Below are 16089 nucleotides of genomic sequence, written 5' to 3'. Positions count from 1 at the left end.
TAATGTATAAATATATGTCATTTTTTCGGAAAATCCGCAGTTTCGGGACGTTTTTTCGGTCCCGGGAAAAGCGCCGCCGGGCGTGAAACACGTCCGGCGGCAGGTCTGCATGCGGCGTCAACGCACCGAGGCCGGCACCGTATCTACCAGTTCGCGGGCAGGCTCGCCCTTGCGACGCACGACGGTGCTGCCCCCGGTTTCCGATGCCGGGGTGTTGTAGAGCACGGCATTGCCGCGGCGATCCGTGACGGAGAGCGACGCGGGCTTCGAGACGTCGAGCTCCGCCGAGACGGTCCATCCGCCGACCGTCACGCGGCCCTTCGCATCTCGCTTCAGCGCCAGCGGCTTACGCCCGTCGGGCGTGATGCGGAAGACGGCCAGGAAACGCTGCGCACGGCTCTTCGCCGGGGTCGTGAATTCGGCATGCCACTGGTTCACATACTCCTGCACCCGGCCGTCTGGCCCCGTGCGTTTCTTCCAGTTGATCGCCGGGGAGAAGAACCGGTCGGTCAGGTTCAGCTCCAAATCACTTGAGGTGAAGAGGTCCATCCGCCCATCGGCCAGCCCGTTGGAGGCTGCGACGGCATTTCTCCCGGCCGGCGTCATGCGGTTGTGACTGTGCAGCAGCCACGTCCACACGACGGGTTTACGGGCTTCGAGTTCGTCGTAAACGACGATCACGTCGGGTTTCAGGAAGAGAAAATGACGGCGGAAGCGCGTGACGCCCGGATCGCCGAGGCCGTTTTCGGGCGTGTAGGCCACCTCCGACTTCTCCATGCGGTCGATCCAGAACGGCGTGCGGATCGAATCGTAGGCGTGCGAGGCGTCGCCCAGCGTATAGGTCAGCGCCTCGTTGTCGGCGAAACGCGCCAGCCAGCCGTAGCCGTTCTCGCCGATGACCTGCGCCAGTCCGTCGGCGAGGATCGTGTTGTGGCCCCGCGAACGGTAGTGCATCAGCGTATGCTTGTCGTTGAAATTCGAATAGTAACCCGTACCGCCGAACAACTGGCGGCCGCCGTAGTTGATCGTGAAACCGTTGTGCGCGGCGTGGGCGTGTCCCGTCGAGCCGAACGGCAGGGCGAAGAAGGCCGCCATCAGGTCGTCCGAAGCGTCGGCCGGATCGGTGTGCATCAGCGAGAACCCTGCGTCGGGATAGAACCGCGAGGTGTTGCGGGCAGGGGCTTTCGGAGCCACTCGGTCGGCAGGCTTGTCGGTCAGGATGCGGTAAAGCGTGAAACCCTTCGAACGGTAGAGGTTCGTCGGGTCGCTGCCGATCAGCTGGTCGGCATACCACCGCGCCTCGGGACTCGGGAGCTCGCGGGCCAGCGCGTCGGCGAAGCCCATGTAGAGCTGCGACGGGGAGGTCATCTTTTCGTAATCGTCGCCGAAGCCCGTGGCATAGGAGCCTTTCGGAAAGGAGTAGACGAGGAACGACGGCAGGTTGCGGAACCACGGCAGGTCGAAGAAATCCGTACCCGTCAGGCGCGAGAGGACGAACGGCACATAGACGAACGTCACGAGATTGGCCTGCATGTAGCTGCTGCCGTCGTGCCAGCCGCCGTCGTCGCCGCCCAGGATCGGGAAGCGTGCACACCAGATTTCATAGCAGTAGCGGAACCATTTTTCGGCTTCGGGCAGATCGCCCAGCGTGGCGACCGACGTGAAGAGAAAGTTGCGGAAGGTGTGCTGCCAGACGTGGTTGTCCATCGAGTGGGTCTCGAAATCCTTGACATAGTGTTTGTAGAAATGCTCCCCGCGGACACGGATGGCTTCGAGCACCGCGGCCCGCTCGGCGGGGGTCATGCGGTCGCAGGCCGTGTCGTACCCCACGGCCAGTCCGTACATGATGGCCGAGCGGTTGAAATCCTCCGACGTAGCGTCGCTATCGACGGGCAGCGACGCGGCGTGCAGGGCGTGGCGCACCGCCTCGTCGCGGAACGGCTCCTCGCCCGTCAGCAGGTAGGCCATCGAGAAATCGACGACGGGCTGCGTGACCACCTCGCCGAATTTGTGGTACATGAAATTGATGAGCGACTTTTTCTGGAAAGGAGTCATCCCCGTGGTGTCGCGGGGCCGCGTGGGTGCGACGGGCACGAGGTCCATATTCAGGTTCCTGCGGGCCTTGCGCACCAGTTCCTGCGCCTCGGGGTTCCGCTGCGCCCGGGTGCGAAAGGCATCGGCCCCGTCGCGGGAGACATAGAGCCGGTGGTGCGGCATGGCAGCGACCCTGCGCACCAGTTCCTCACCCGTCGGAGTGGCGAACCGCCTGCACGAAGCATCGACCGTGAAGGCATTGACCGCCGACCAGCGCTCCGCACCGCCGGGTTCCGTGACGGACCACTGCCAGTACCAGCGCCCTTCGGCCAGCGGCTCGTGGCAGGCATAAGCCGCCCATTCGAAAGGCTCCGAGGGCGTAACTCCGGCAAAGGTGCTGTCCTGCGACAGCCGCACGCGGTAAACCGCGCGTTTCGAATCGCCCGCGGCGGGCCAGAGCAGCGCGGGCGGGTTCTGCGTCACAGCCGTGCCGCCCGCAGGTTGCGCCCATTCGCGGTAGCGGGGCCGCAGCGAGCGTTTGTCGATCCGGATTTCGGCCGGGAGCTGCGCCGCGGCGTCGAGGGCCGCGAAAAGCGCGGCTGCAAACAAGATTCTTTTCATCGTCATCCCATTTTATCCAGCACCAGTCCCGCGGCGCCCATGCACCCGGCGCGGTTGCCCAGCCGGGCGGCCACGAGTTCGGTCTCTTCGCCGCAGACCGACATCATCTGCCGCCGGACCCCTTCGCGCAATTTTTCGAGGTAGAAATCCCCGGCTTCGGAGATGCCGCCCCCGACCACCACGCGCTGCGGAGCGAAGAGGTTGATCATCGAAGCGATGCCGTGTGCGAGGTAGTTCCAATGCTCCTCCATGGCCTGCACGGCAGCCGGATTGCCCTCCTTGTAGAAGAAAACCACGTCCTTGCCGTCCACTTCGGCATCCCGGGCGCTGCCGTTCAACTCGCAGAACCTCCGGACAAGCGCCGAGGTCGAGGCGTAGTGCTCCAGGCACCCCACCCCGCCGCAGGCGCACCCCTCGCCGTCGCATTTGACGGTGATGTGCCCCATCTCCATGCCGCGGTTGCGGTAGCCCCGGTAGAGGCGTCCGTCGATCAGCGCACCGCAGCCGATGCCGGTGCCGACGGTGACGAAAACCACGTCCGTAGCCCCTTTCGCGGCGCCGAACAGCGTCTCGCCCAGCGCCATCATATTGGCGTCGTTGCCGGCGAGGGTCTTCAGCCCCTCGGCCTCCTCGACGCGGCCGGCGAGGGGAATATTCTCCCACCCCGCGATATTCTCCGCACCGCCCAGCACCGTGCGTCCGTCGGCCGAGACGACTCCCGGGGTGCCGACACCGACCCCGGCCAGCGTCAGGCCCTCGCTAACGGCGTATTCCCGGCAGGCTTCAACGCCTTTCAGAACCTGTCCGAGCACCGCTTCGGCGCTCTCCTGCGCAAAAGCAGGGAGCTGACCGCTGAAAGGCATCTTCCCCGAAGAGGCGACCACGGCGTACTTCACCGAAGTGCCGCCGAGGTCTATTCCGATTGCATAACGTTCCATATCCTAAACCCTTTCCACCCAGATCGGCGAACTCCAGCCCCACTGTCCGTCACGCTGGCGCACGCGCACATAGTAATAATCGGTATCGCGCTGGGCCTTGTCGTCGACCATGCAGTGCCCGACGCAGAAAGCCGCCTCGGGCTGTGCGCGTTCGAACTGCACGGCCTCGGAGAGCCATCCGCGCAGAAAATGCGCCCGGGCGCCCTCCAGCAGTTCGGCGATCGGGTGTTCGTAGGTGTGGCCGTTGAACTCGGCGACGAGCTTCGCCGTGCGGGAAGCCGTCACGTCGAGGACGACGCCCTGCATGGCAGGGGTCATCACGTTGGGGTTCTTCGACGAGTACATGTCGAGCTCCACGTGGCGTGCGTCACGCCCGACAACGCGGTTGACACGCGTGTGGAACTCCGTCTCGCCGGGCTGCGGCGAGGTGAAGGCCGCACCGCGGAAGCAAGTCTGCATGTCGTCGATCGTGCCGTCCGTAAGCCGCAGCTGCCCCTGCCAATGCACGTATTCCTCCTCGCGGTTCCAGCCGAAATTGACCTTGATCTTCGTGCGGATCACGTCGTCCGAAGGCGCCGCGGCGCGGTGCGGACCGTTCAGCCGCGCAATGCACTCCCCGTTCTTGATGAGGTCCACATAGTCGATGGCGTTCTGCCCCTCGACATTGAGGTAGATTTCGCGCCGTCCGGCCCGGATGACATCGCCCGAAACGCCGCCGTTGATGCGGAAGTCGATTTTGATCTTGTCGCCCGTGACGCCGCAGACATAGCGTTTGCCCATGTTCTCCCAGATGGCGTCGCGGTCCAAAGCCGGGGCGTAGACGCCGATACGACCGTCGCCGTAGCTGCCCGGATAACCGGCATGCTGGTCGGTGGAACACATCAGGCCGAATTTGTGGCCCTGCTCCAGACCGTACTGGATCGAGCCCTCCCAGATGCGCGGCCCCATGTCGTGGAGGTAGTCGTAGTCGCCCGTGTCGCTCTCGGCCAGTCCGTGACGCGAGAACATCTCGACGAACGGCGTCTGCCGGTCCTGACTGAAAGCCGCCCAGTTGTAACCGCGAAATCCGGTCATATAGCCCATGTGGTGGGGCGTAATGTAGCAGTCGTACTCTTTGAGCCTCTCCTTGAGGTCGGGAACCGAGGTGCACTCGACCAGCGGGGCGTCGAAACCGTGGAACAACGCCACGTGATCACCGTGCTCCATGCTGTGACATTCGTAGGAGGGGAAGGTCAGGAATTCGCCCGGGCGGTTGGCCGCCCTGACGGCCGCCAGGTATTTGTCATAGCCCCCGGCACGCAGGCGCCTGAACGCCTCGGTGTGGTAGCCGATGACCCAGTTCAGGCGCGGGTCGTTCTCGCCCGGAATGTCGGGCCACAAGGCGTGGGGCGTCACCGAGACGAAATCCAGCTGCTGTTCGGCCGCGGCAAGGGCGTCCGAGAGGTCGCCGTGTCCGTAGGTCACGTTGCAGTGGTTGTGCACGTCGCCCCAGAAGACCTTGAGGTCCTTGAGCGAAGGGAATCCCTTTTTCAGATCGCCGGGCAGCGAATCCCTGTCACCCAGTTTCGCACATCCGGGAATCGTCTCCGCAGCCGCCAGGCCGAGCAGGGTCCAGCCCGAAGCCTTCAGAAAATTTCTCCGATCCATATAATTATCAATTGTTAATTATTAATTTCATAATCGGTCCGCGCCGCGGAAAAATTCGTACTCCCGTTCGCAGGGGTCCGTGTCGCCGCACTCCTGCTGGAGCTTTTCCAGACGCGCGTGCATGTCGCTGCGCACCGGAGCGTAACCGGGGTCGTTGTAGACGTTGCACATCTCGTGCGGGTCCTTCTTCAGGTCGTACAACTCCCATTCGTCCACGTCGTTGTAGAAATGAATGAGCTTGTAATCGTTGGTCCGGACGCCGTAATGACGCTTCACGGAGTGCCACGAGGGGTATTCGTAATAGTGGTAGTAGACCCCCGTGCGCCAGGCTTCGGGGATCTTGCCGCCCGAGGTGAGCACGCCCTTCAGCGAACGTCCCTGCATGTCGGCGGGAACCTCCAGCCCGGCCATATCGACGAACGTCGGGGCCAGGTCGATGTTCATGGCCAGCGCCTTCGTGCGGACGCCCGCCGCAACGGCTTTCGGATAGCGCACCAGCAACGGCGTGCGCTGGCACTCCTCGTACATGAAACGCTTGTCGAACCACCCGTGCTCGCCCAAGAAAAAGCCCTGGTCGGAGGTGTAGACGATGATCGTGTTGTCCAGTTCGCCGATCTCTTCCAGATAATCCAGCAGACGCCCGACATTCTCGTCGACGCCCTTGATGACGGCGCAGTAGTCCTTCATGTACTGCTGGTATTTCCAGCGCGTCAGCTCCTCCTGCGACACGCGGCCCTTCATGCGTTCGTACTCGGCGATGCGCGGGGCATAGGCCCGGTCCCAGTTCGCCCGCTCTTCGGGGGTCATGCGGTTGTAGGCCGCCTGGTACTGCATGACGCTGCTGCGCCAGTCGTTGGCACGCGACACGTCGTCCTTGTTGGCGTCGCCCGAGGTTTCGAGCACGTAGGACTGCGCCAGCTGTTCGGGGGTCATCAGCTTGAGGTCCCACTCGGGCCACATGTCGCGGCCTATCTCCATCGCCTGCCCGCGGGCGGCGCTGCCGCGGCCCGAATAGTCGTCCAGCAGGTTGAAAGGCTCGGGGAAGACCCGATCGTCGTTGATGCCCAGGTGACGCTGCGCCGGCATCCAGTTGCGGTGCGGTGCCTTGTGGTAGTAGAGCATGGCGAAGGGACGCGACTTGTCGCGCCGTTCGAGAAACCCGATGGCCTTGTCGGTGATGACATCCGTGACGTAGCCCGGCTCGATACGCTCCTCGCCGTTTTCGATAAACAGCGGCGAATAGTACTCGCCCTGCCCCACGAGGATGCTCCAGAAATCGAATCCCTGCGGATCGGAATTGAGGTGCCACTTGCCGATCATCGCCGTCTGGTAACCGGCGTCGTGCAGCAGTTTGGGGAAGGTCTGCTGGTCACCGTCGAAGGTGCGCGAATTGTCCGTGAAGCCGTTCACATGGCTGTACTTGCCCGTGAGGATGCAGGCCCGCGAGGGACCCGAGATGGCGTTGGAGACGTAGCAGTTCTCGAAGAGCATGCCCTCACGCGCCAGACGGTCGAGGTTGGGGGTTTCGACCAGCAGGCTGCCGTAACAGCTCATGGTCTGCGCGGTGTGGTCGTCGGTCATCATAACGATGATGTTGGGGCGTCTGGTGTGCCCCTCGCTGCACCCCGCGAGGGCTGCCAGCGTCAGCGGCACGGCGGCATAACGCACCCTACAACGCATGGAATCGAAGTTTTTCATATATTCAGATCGGTTTTCAGTTTCGGGTTTCGGCAAAGGGCCGCAGGTTGCGCACGAGCTTCGGATCGCCGATGCGCACGCCCCAGTCGTACATCGCCCGGCGCAGACGGTTCAGCTCGGCTTCGTAACGGCGATCGACGGCCAGGTTGACCATCTCGCCGGGATCGTCCTGCAGGTCGTACAACGCCTCGCGGTTACGGCCCCACTGGTAGAGGACGTATTTGTAACGCGGGCCGACGACGCTCCAGCCGCGCATGCCGGGGCCCGGGAGGAGCGTCTCGACGAACACCTCGTCGTGAAGCGTCGCCTGACGCCCTTCGGCCACCGGGCGAAGGCTCCGGCCACGGTAACGCCCGGGGTCGGGCGTGACGCCCGCATAGTCGCAGGCCGTGGCGTAGAGGTCCAGGCCGACGTTCGACAGCGCCTCGTCGTTGCGCACGCCCCGCAGGCCGGCGCCCTTGGGCGGCTTGACGATCAGCGGCACGTTGATGACCTCCTCCTGCAGATTCCATTTCTGGTTCCAGCCGTGGGCGGCCGCACCGTCGCCGTGGTCCGAGAGGAAGACGATCGCCGCGTCGTCGTAAAGCCCGTGCGCCTTCAGCACCCCGACGATACGGCCCACCTCGCGGTCGGCACGCTCCACCAGACGGTAATAGGCATAGAGATAACGCCGCCAGTCGTCCTGCGTATAGGTGTAGGTGTCGTGGTAGCGGGGCGAAGAGGCGTGTTCGAGCGTCAGGGCCTCGGCGGCATAGGTCGAAGGCATGAAGTTGGCCGGAAGGTTGGGACACTCTTCGGTGGAAAAGGGCGCCAGTTCGCCGTATTGGAGTGTCTCGTGGCGTCCGTATTCGCAGATTTCGTGGGGATTGAGCAGCGAAGCCACCAGAAAAAGCGGCTTCTGTCCGTCATACTCCTTCAGCGCCGCGTCGCAGGCGTCGGCCAGCGCCGGGTCGTTCATCTTCGAGATGCGGCGGAAACCCGTGCCCGAATCGGGCAGATTGACCTCCGGGACGTGCCATTTCCCGGCGTAGAGGCACTCGTAACCCGCCTCGGCGAGGCGGTGGCCGATACCGGCCTGCATATCGGCGTCGGCGGGACGTATGGCGTTGTCGAAGGCCCCGACCTCGAAGGGCATGCGACCCGTGACGAGCGCGGCGCGGCAGGGACCGCTCAGCGGATAGGGGCAGTAGGCGCGCGTAAAGCGCACGCCGTCGGCGGCCAGCGCATCCATCGCAGGGGTCCGGACCCACGGATTGCCGGCGCAGGATATGGCTCCGGCGGTCTGCTGGTCGGTCATAATGACGATGACGGCGGGACGTTTCCCGGCGGGGGATTTGGGTTTCGAAGCGGCGGCGGCATCGGCGGCCACGGTCAGGGCGGCGAGCGACGCGGCCAGCGAAGCGTGGTTGAGACAGGTCATAGGTGTAGTTTTTCGGTCATACAAAATTACCACAAACCTACAGCGAAAGCCCCGGAGATTGTCCCCAAAAACGCAAATCGTGTGCAAAAGCCTTTCGATTTTGTAGAATCGGACCCCAAATTTGTCCTAAAACCCCGCCGGAAGACCCTTCGGAAGCCGTCATTCGACAAATCCGGCATCGGACTGCACAAAACTGAAACCCCTTTGCAGAAATTCCGGAAAGGATTGGTCATTATTAATAAAAGGTCCCCGCGCTTTGTCGTACCTTTGTAATGATGAAACCTATAAAACTGCTTATCGCGCTTTTGCTCGCCGCCGGGCCCTCCCCGCTGCGGGCGCAGACCGACACCACGGTCTTCTCACTGCTGGACCTCGCCCGTCCCGGACTGGAGCGCGTCGCCGCACTGCACGCCGCGGGCGACGACACGGCCGCCGCCGAAGCCCTGCTCGACTACTACCGCCGCCGCACGGGCGTCGTCTGCCCCGAGGCGAACCTCGCCGACATCACGATCACCCCCGACGAACAGCGCTGGGCCGACGAGGCGATGCACCACCGCTTCTTCGTCCACAAAGGCTACCAGCCCTCCTATTTCTACGGCGACGACATCGACTGGGAGTACTGGCCCGTGAAGGACAACGAACTGCGATGGCAGCTGCACCGCATGAAATGGTGGGTGCCGATGGGCAAGGCCTACCGCCTCTCGGGCGACGAACGTTACGCCGCGGAGTGGTGCGCCGAATACCTCGACTGGATGCGCAAGAATCCCCTCACGGCGTATGACGAGGGAAAGGCCGGGAACTGGACGCAGGCCGAAAACGTCTATTTCGCGTGGCGCCCCCTGGAGGTGAGCGACCGGCTGGAGTTCCAGATTCACCAGTTTCTCTATTTCCTGCCCGCCGAGGCGTTCAGCGGGAATTTCCTCCTGCATTTCCTGGACAACTACCACCGTCACGCAGAGCATATCACGCGCCATTTCTCGGCCAAGGGCAACCACCTGCTGTTCCAGGCCCAGCGGCTCATCTTCGCGGGGGTCTTCTTTCCCGAATTCCGCGACGCGGCCCGCTGGCGGGAGACGGGCGTCGGGATACTCAACCGCGAGATCGGCGAGCAGGTCTACGACGACGGCATGCAGTACGAACTGGACCTGCACTACCACCACGAATCGATCGACATCTTCTTCAAGGCCCTGCGGATGATGGACGCCAACGGCCACCGGGGCGAATTCCCGGCCGCGTACCTCGCCACGGTCGAACGGATGATCGACGCCTATATCGACTGCTCGTTCCCGGACTACACGACGCCGCTGTTCAGCGACAACCGGTTCCGGGAGAGACAGGCTGTAAGAACATACGAACAACGAACTACCATACGTTACCAAGTTTCCGAAATATCAGCATTTTATCCCGATTGTTGGTAACATAAGGAACCATACGTTACCGATTAGTTAAGGCGTATTTGGGTTCCTTTTTGGGTTCGGCTTATTTCCCCTTCTTTCGGGGTATCGGGAACTTGTTAAATTTATCCATTTCGGCGACCTTCAATTTATCGACGATTTTAATATAGGGCTTCATCGCTTTGTAGTCGCTGTGTCCCGTCCACTTCATAATTACTTCCGCCGGAACCCCCAGCCTAAGCGCGTTTATGATAAAAGTACGTCGGCCGCAATGGGTGGTAAGAAGGGCGTATTTCGGTAATACTTCTTCGTGCCGAACATTCCCCTTGAAATATACGACCCTTGTAGGTTCGTCGATACCCGCCATTTCCCCCATTACTTTAAGGTGTTCGTTCATTTTTACGTTACTTATGACCGGTAGGGCCTTATCATTCGGCAAACCTATATTCTCGTACTTTTTCAGTATGGCCCGGCTATACTTATTCAGTTCGATAATAAGGCCGTCTACGGTCTTTTGAGTAACCACGCTTATATAATCCTTCTTTACGTCGCTTCGGCGCAATTTTGCCACGTCGGAATAGCGAAGGCCGGTAAAGCAGCAGAAACAAAACACATCGCGCACGGCTTCCAGCGAAGACCGGGACGGCGGGAATTTGAAGGAATACAGGTTAAACAGTTCTTCCCATTCCAAATATATAATTTCCTTTGCGTTTCCGTCGGCCCCTTTGAACTTCGGCTTAAATGTTTCGTGTACGTTGCTTGGGTTATATCCTTTATGGTGCGCCCAGCGCAGGAACCACCGAAGAAAGGACATATTTTTAGATATGGTAGTATTACGAAGGTCGGCTTTATGAAGGCTTGTAATAAACTTTTGTAGGGTAACTTCGTTTATTTCGTCAAATGTAAGGTTCTTGTTAAACGCTTCCAAGTGCTTACGCAGGCTATTAAACTTCGTATAGGTCGCTTTCGTCCAATCATTCAAACGGCCCATAGTTTCCGTAAATTCGGCGTAGGCTTTATAGAATGGCTGGCCGTTTTCTTCCGCTTCGGTAGCCGGGGTTATCTTCCCGGTAGCTTCATCGAAAGCCGTTTTAAGTTCGCCCGGTGTCGGTACCCGCTTTTCCAGCAGTTCGAACCGGGTAAATATGGCTTCTATTTGTTCTTCGCAAGCCGTAATAGCCTTATTTATTTCGCCGGCCGTTTGTCGGAACCGGTTTTTTGTATTGGAGATAACGCGGCCTTCCTCTTCATTCCATTTTTCCGGTTCAATACTATACCCTACCCGAAAGTCTACCCGATACCCGGCATAGCAAACACGCATACGAATAGGGCGACACTCTACCAATACACCCCCTACCTTTTTGGGGAATAGATTAAATTTAATAGTCCGCTTCATTTTGAAAACATATTACCCCGGCCGGTTAATAACCAATCGGAAGAAACGGAATACTTGGCTACCAAATAATAAAGGGCTTCTATTTGTATAGACTTATAGCGGGAAACTTTACCGGGCCTTGGGGTTACTCCGTAAGTAAATCGGGTTTCCCGATAGCGGGAAGCACTTAACCCGGCTTCCTTGCAAAAGGATTCCAAAGCGGACAAACGGCCCAATGAAACAAGGGCTTCTATCGCTTGGAAGAAACGGCGGTTTACGCCATCTTCGATAGGGGTTATTATCTTAGGCTTCTTTACGCCCATTTTCAAAGCTCATTAACATCATTTCGAACGCCGTCTTTGGCACTATGGCAGTTTCCGCGCCGGAAATAAACGCCGCTTCCAAGGCATTAAACACCGCTTCCGGCATGTCCCCGTAATATTTGGGTTGGTCGTAGTATTCGGATACTTTTATTTCGATTGTTTCCGGTTCCATTATGCACAGTTATTTTTATCGAATTTTTGATTTTAGGCACTTTTGTACGTTGGGCGGTAGAAAGTATAGCTATATATACTTGCGTTGAAATTTGGGGCATTTCTGCCCGTTTCCTATAAGCGTACTATGAAAAGCCATACTATTACATAGCGCAAACGTACTGCAATGCTTTATTTTTCGCTTAGCTTTTCAATTACAGATATAAGTCGGGCTATTTGGCTATCCTTTTCTTTTATCATTTCTTGATAGCCTTTTTGCAGTTCAATCAAACCCGCAATATCGTTAGTTGTAACTTGGTTCCCGTTGCCGGCAACGGCGGTGTTGTTATTTCCCGAAATGCGGTTTGTATTATCTCCGTTCCGCATTGTGCCGTCGCCGGTAAGTAACCACATGGGATTAAGCTCCGGGAATTTTTCGCCGATAGCCTTCATCTTATCGGGCTGTATAGATTGGCGTATATTATTGACATAAGACGACGAAACGCCTATTTGCCTACAAAATTCCCGTTCACTAATATTTAGGGTTTTGATATACTCCCTAAGTCTTTCTTTTACACCCATATAACACGATTTTAGAAGGTTTCAAAAAATATTTTTCGCTTTTTGTATAGCAAAAATTTGCTTGTTGTACTGCAATGCTATATATTTGCATTGTGTAACCGATACGATTGCAAAGGTATAATAATAATACGCTCCGAGCAAATAAGCGGCATAGCAAAAAATACCTAAGCAATTTAAGCGACAATGAATTATGAAGTACGATACGACATTTATTAACCGAAACTTCCTTTTGAAAGTTTACGGAGTAGACAGCGAAAACAGAAGGATAAACCGCCTTGTAGGGGTTTCCGGCTTGGTGGGGTTAATCGGTGTAGAGCTTACCGAAAAATTCATTACCCGCGCACTTAACAGCAAGAAAGACAGCGTAAAATGTTGCCTACGCAGAGGATTACAAGTAACACTATATTTCAAATAGAAGATGAAAAAGACAGCAATAGTTAATGGCAAAGCAAGGCGTATAGAATTTTCGTACGCGGTAGGCGAAACTATTTCGCTAAGCAATACCGAGGTAAAAAAGCCTTGGGGACGGGTTACGGAAAGGGTAACAGTTTCAAAACTAACCTTTACGATTAACGGGAAGACCTACGAGGGAACGCGCACCTTCAAGGTTGCCGGCGGCCCCTATTCGGAAACCTTCGAGTTCGACGGGAATAGCTTTGCTTCCCATAAACAAGCAATTGAATACATACTTAACAATATTGAGAAATGAGCGAAACGACAATTTACAAAGAAGGATTTAACGCCGGCTTTATGCAGCTTCGACAAATTGACGTAGAGGCCGCCACTAAGGAGCTTTGGCAGGCGTTGGGGATTAACAACCGCAACACTTTCGCGGCTTACAAGTTCGGACGTATCGAACCCAAGGCAAGCCAAGCCGTCGCCGTCGAATTGGTATTTAGGAAGTACGGCGTTACTACAAACATTTGGGGAAAATAGAAATGAGAGCCGAAGCAGGACTAACGCAGCGAGAAACCCAAATAGCCGAATTGTTGGCTTGGGGAGCCGCAAAAAAGGAAGTGGCCGACAGGCTTTCTATTTCGCCCCGAACGGTTGAGAATACCGCGCGAAATATTTATAGCAAGATAGGAATACAGAAGGCTACGGAGCTTTGCGTATGGTGGTTCTGCACACATTGCGGCGTTTCTTTCGACCTATCCCCTATAAAACGGACAATTATAGCCTGCTTCTTCCTTGCGATTATTCTACCGCATGAATTGTACGCCCAAGGCGACACCTACCGACTGTTCAGAAGCCGCAAGGCTGCCGAACGTACAGCGACACGAAGAACCGGAAGACGGCAGGAATACGAATTAGATTTTTGGGAACTATAAAAGGCAAAGGCTATGAAGCAACTAATTAAAGAATTGTCCCTTTCGGGATTGACGCTAAAACAGAAGGCGATAGTATGGTATTTCGTTATATCGTTTTGCCTTCTTGCAAGCACGGCGGAAGCCCCGTTTTGGTTCTTGTTTTTAGAGGTTGCCAACTTCGCTAATGCCGCCCGCATTATAAAACGGGTCCCACCACCGGAAGACCCGCAAGACAGTTAGGTATGGCAGACTTAAATACAAGACTTATAGACCTTACGGCGGGGGAATTATTGGAACTAATAGGGAAAGGACAAAGCCCCCGGATAGAAGTAGACGTTACCAAAGACCCAAATAAAAAGTACGTCTACGGCCGGGCCGGGATTGCCGAACTATTCAAATGTTCCAAGACTACCGCCAGCCGCATAAAGCAAAGCGGATTAATCGACGGCGCATATAGGCAGGTCGGAAGGTTGATAATAGTAGATGCGGAAAAAGCCTTAGAGTTGGCCGCAAAGCGAGCAAAGAAAAGTAACAACCGAAATAAATAACTTGTTATGAGCAAGAAGGTAACATTAAAAGAATTGACCCTTAAAAACTTTAAGGGTATTAGGGACTTGGCCGTAAAATTCGGCGAAGTAACCACCATTGCCGGCGCAAACGCGACGGGTAAAAGCACCGTTTTCGACGCTTTTACTTGGGTGCTTTTCGGCAAAGACAGTAACGACCGTACGGATAGCGGGAAAGGCGCATTTACCGTTAAGACGGTCGGCCCGGACGGGAACCCTATACTTAAATTGGAACATTCCGTAACGGCGGTTTTAGACGTAAACGGCGAAGAAGTAGCCCTTACCCGCACCCTTACGGAAGATTGGGTAAAACCGCGCGGCAAGGCCGAAGTAGAACTTAAAGGAAATACTACGCATTACTTCTGCAATGGCGTAGAAATTAAGGCGGGAGCGTTCCAAGAGAAAGTAACGGCCATAACCGAAGAACAACTTTTTAAGTTAATTACGAACCCGGCTTACTTCCCTTCGTTGGATTGGAAGACCCAGCGCGAAATATTGCTACGCATTGCCGGGGGTGTAACATACGAAGAAGTGGCCGCCGGTCGCGCCGATTTTGCGGCTATCCTTTCGCTGCTTTCCGGTAAAGATTTGGCGGAGTTCAAGCAAGAAATAGCCTACCGCAAAAGCCGGATTAAGGAAGGTTTGGGGAAATGCCCTATCGAGATTAACGCAATAGACAGCGTTACGCCCGAAGCACCGGATTACGAAGCCTTGGAAGCCGAAAAGGTACGCTTATCCGCCGAATTGGAAGAAGTGGAAACGGCTATTACGGACGTTGCAGAAACGGCCCGCAAACACTACGAAGGGGTGCAGGGAAAACGCAAAGCGATTAACGACCTTCGGAACCAGCAGCAAGATATAATTTTTCGGGCAAGGCAGGCGGCCCAAAAGGAAGGCTACGAGAAGAATGCCAAACGTAACGAGGTTAAGACCAGCTACGAAATAACCAAGCGGGAAGCAGAAAATTATAATACCGCTTCGGAAAACGGCCTTTCCGATATTCGCTATACTATTAAAACCCTTACTTCCGAAATAGCGGGCTTATCCGCCAAGGTGGAAGCCAAGCGCGAAGAATGGAATACGCGGAACGCCGAAGAATACAAAGTAAGTACCGACGGCCTTATTTGCCCGATATACGAAACCTTATGCTCGGACGCAAGCGTTTTGCGTATGGACGCTATTGCCAAAGAGAAGGCGCGGGCCAAATTCGACGAAGCCAAGACCCGCGACCTTACCCGGATTACCGAAGAAGGCAAAACGCTAAACCAGCGAATAGCCGAAAAGAAAGCCCGGTTACAGGAATTGGAAGCCCAACTTTCCGAACGTATGGAAGTTATCGCCGCCAAGAAAGCCGAATACGCGAAGAAGTTACAGGACTTGGAAGCGGAAATAGCCGCCAACCCGGAAGTAACCGTATCTACCGACATTATCCCCGAAGACTTACCCGAATGGAAGGAGATAGAAGCCCGGATAGCCGAAATATCCGCTACCATTTCGGATATACCGGCGGCCGATACTACCGAGCTTACCGCCAAGAAACGGGAACTTACGGCCCTTTTGGACGAAGTAAAACAAAAGCTAAATATTCGGGCTACCATTGAAAAGAACGCCGCAAAGAAGGCCGAAATATTGGCGCGGGAAAAGGAATTAGCCCAGCAGCAAGCAGACTTAGAAAAGCAGGAATTTACGATAGACGAACTTAATAAGGCCCGAATGGACGAAGTAGAACGCCGGGTAAATAGTAAGTTCCAAACCGTCCGCTTCCGAATGTTCGAAGCCCAGCTAAATGGCGGCGAAACCCCTACTTGTATCGCAATGGTAGACGGGGTTAAGTACGCAGACCTCAATACTGCCGGAAAGATAAACGCCGGGCTTGACATCATTAACACGCTTTGCCTGTATCACGGGGTAAGCGCACCGGTATTCATCGACAACGCCGAAAGCGTAAACCAACTATTCCCGGTTGCTTCCCAGCTTGTAAAATTGGTTGTAACCACCGACAGAGAATTAACCATTAACCACTTATAAAAA

Annotated in this window: 16 protein-coding genes; 7 read left to right on the top strand and 9 right to left on the bottom strand. The window is 56.5% G+C overall.

Annotated elements, in window-relative coordinates; all coding sequences use genetic code 11:
• Window positions 1–117 precede the first annotated feature (117 nt).
• Genes NQ492_RS13405 through NQ492_RS13385 form a run of 5 tightly spaced genes read right to left on the bottom strand, consistent with a single transcriptional unit; the run spans window position 118 to window position 8358 of the window.
• A complete protein-coding gene (locus NQ492_RS13405) occupies window positions 118–2655 on the bottom strand; it encodes a DUF4962 domain-containing protein (RefSeq protein WP_259872924.1) in 2538 nt (845 codons plus the stop codon).
• Between the two features lie 2 nt (window positions 2656–2657).
• A complete protein-coding gene (locus NQ492_RS13400; RefSeq protein WP_015545857.1) occupies window positions 2658–3593 on the bottom strand; it encodes an ROK family protein in 936 nt (311 codons plus the stop codon).
• Between the two features lie 3 nt (window positions 3594–3596).
• The gene (locus NQ492_RS13395; protein WP_015545856.1) at window positions 3597–5240 is read right to left on the bottom strand and encodes a hypothetical protein; all 1644 of its coding nucleotides are present in this window, start codon (window positions 5238–5240) and stop codon (window positions 3597–3599) included.
• A gap of 27 nt (window positions 5241–5267) precedes the next feature.
• On the bottom strand, window positions 5268–6938 hold the full coding sequence (locus NQ492_RS13390; RefSeq protein ID WP_044053922.1) for a sulfatase family protein: 1671 nt from the start codon (window positions 6936–6938) through the stop codon (window positions 5268–5270).
• 16 nt (window positions 6939–6954) lie between these two features.
• Window positions 6955–8358 (bottom strand): sulfatase family protein, encoded by a 1404-nt coding sequence (locus tag NQ492_RS13385; RefSeq protein ID WP_015545855.1) that lies wholly within the window; start codon window positions 8356–8358, stop codon window positions 6955–6957.
• A gap of 275 nt (window positions 8359–8633) precedes the next feature.
• On the opposite strand from NQ492_RS13385, the gene NQ492_RS13380 reads away from it, so the two are divergent.
• Window positions 8634–9776, top strand: a complete 1143-nt coding sequence (locus NQ492_RS13380; protein ID WP_231839844.1) for a heparinase II/III family protein — start codon at window positions 8634–8636, stop codon at window positions 9774–9776.
• Window positions 9777–9837: 61 nt separating this feature from the next.
• Here the strand turns inward: NQ492_RS13380 and NQ492_RS13375 are convergent, their stop codons facing one another.
• The 4 genes from NQ492_RS13375 to NQ492_RS13360 form a co-directional block, all read right to left on the bottom strand.
• On the bottom strand, window positions 9838–11148 hold the full coding sequence (locus NQ492_RS13375; protein ID WP_026075110.1) for a site-specific integrase: 1311 nt from the start codon (window positions 11146–11148) through the stop codon (window positions 9838–9840).
• Window positions 11145–11450: a hypothetical protein gene (locus NQ492_RS13370; RefSeq protein WP_122141266.1), complete on the bottom strand. Its 306-nt coding sequence runs from the start codon at window positions 11448–11450 to the stop codon at window positions 11145–11147. The genes NQ492_RS13375 and NQ492_RS13370 overlap by 4 nt, the downstream gene beginning before the upstream one ends.
• A complete protein-coding gene (locus NQ492_RS13365; RefSeq protein ID WP_015545853.1) occupies window positions 11431–11622 on the bottom strand; it encodes a hypothetical protein in 192 nt (63 codons plus the stop codon). Before NQ492_RS13365 ends, NQ492_RS13370 begins: the two co-directional genes overlap by 20 nt.
• 170 nt (window positions 11623–11792) lie before the next feature.
• Window positions 11793–12182 (bottom strand): helix-turn-helix domain-containing protein, encoded by a 390-nt coding sequence (locus NQ492_RS13360; RefSeq protein WP_015545852.1) that lies wholly within the window; start codon window positions 12180–12182, stop codon window positions 11793–11795.
• A gap of 418 nt (window positions 12183–12600) precedes the next feature.
• Here NQ492_RS13360 and NQ492_RS13355 point away from each other — a divergent pair, with 418 nt between their 5' ends.
• Genes NQ492_RS13355 through NQ492_RS13335 form a run of 6 tightly spaced genes read left to right on the top strand, consistent with a single transcriptional unit; the run spans window position 12601 to window position 16086 of the window.
• Complete coding sequence (locus tag NQ492_RS13355; protein WP_015545851.1) at window positions 12601–12891, top strand: hypothetical protein; 291 nt, start codon at window positions 12601–12603, stop codon at window positions 12889–12891.
• A complete protein-coding gene (locus NQ492_RS13350; RefSeq protein WP_015545850.1) occupies window positions 12888–13118 on the top strand; it encodes a hypothetical protein in 231 nt (76 codons plus the stop codon). Before NQ492_RS13355 ends, NQ492_RS13350 begins: the two co-directional genes overlap by 4 nt.
• Before the next feature lie 2 nt (window positions 13119–13120).
• Window positions 13121–13513: a helix-turn-helix domain-containing protein gene (locus NQ492_RS16290; protein WP_019131467.1), complete on the top strand. Its 393-nt coding sequence runs from the start codon at window positions 13121–13123 to the stop codon at window positions 13511–13513.
• A 12-nt stretch (window positions 13514–13525) separates the two neighbouring features.
• Window positions 13526–13732 (top strand): hypothetical protein, encoded by a 207-nt coding sequence (locus NQ492_RS13345; protein ID WP_015545849.1) that lies wholly within the window; start codon window positions 13526–13528, stop codon window positions 13730–13732.
• Between the two features lie 2 nt (window positions 13733–13734).
• A complete protein-coding gene (locus NQ492_RS13340; RefSeq protein ID WP_015545848.1) occupies window positions 13735–14040 on the top strand; it encodes a DUF3853 family protein in 306 nt (101 codons plus the stop codon).
• Between the two features lie 6 nt (window positions 14041–14046).
• Window positions 14047–16086, top strand: coding sequence for an AAA family ATPase (locus NQ492_RS13335; RefSeq protein ID WP_015545847.1), 2040 nt, complete (start codon window positions 14047–14049; stop codon window positions 16084–16086).
• Window positions 16087–16089: the final 3 nt, after the last annotated feature.

The sequence above is a fragment of the Alistipes shahii WAL 8301 genome, assembly GCF_025145845.1.
Classification (GTDB): domain Bacteria; phylum Bacteroidota; class Bacteroidia; order Bacteroidales; family Rikenellaceae; genus Alistipes; species Alistipes shahii.
Note: the sequence above shows the minus strand (reverse complement) of the source record. Positions and strands in the feature narration are given on the sequence as shown.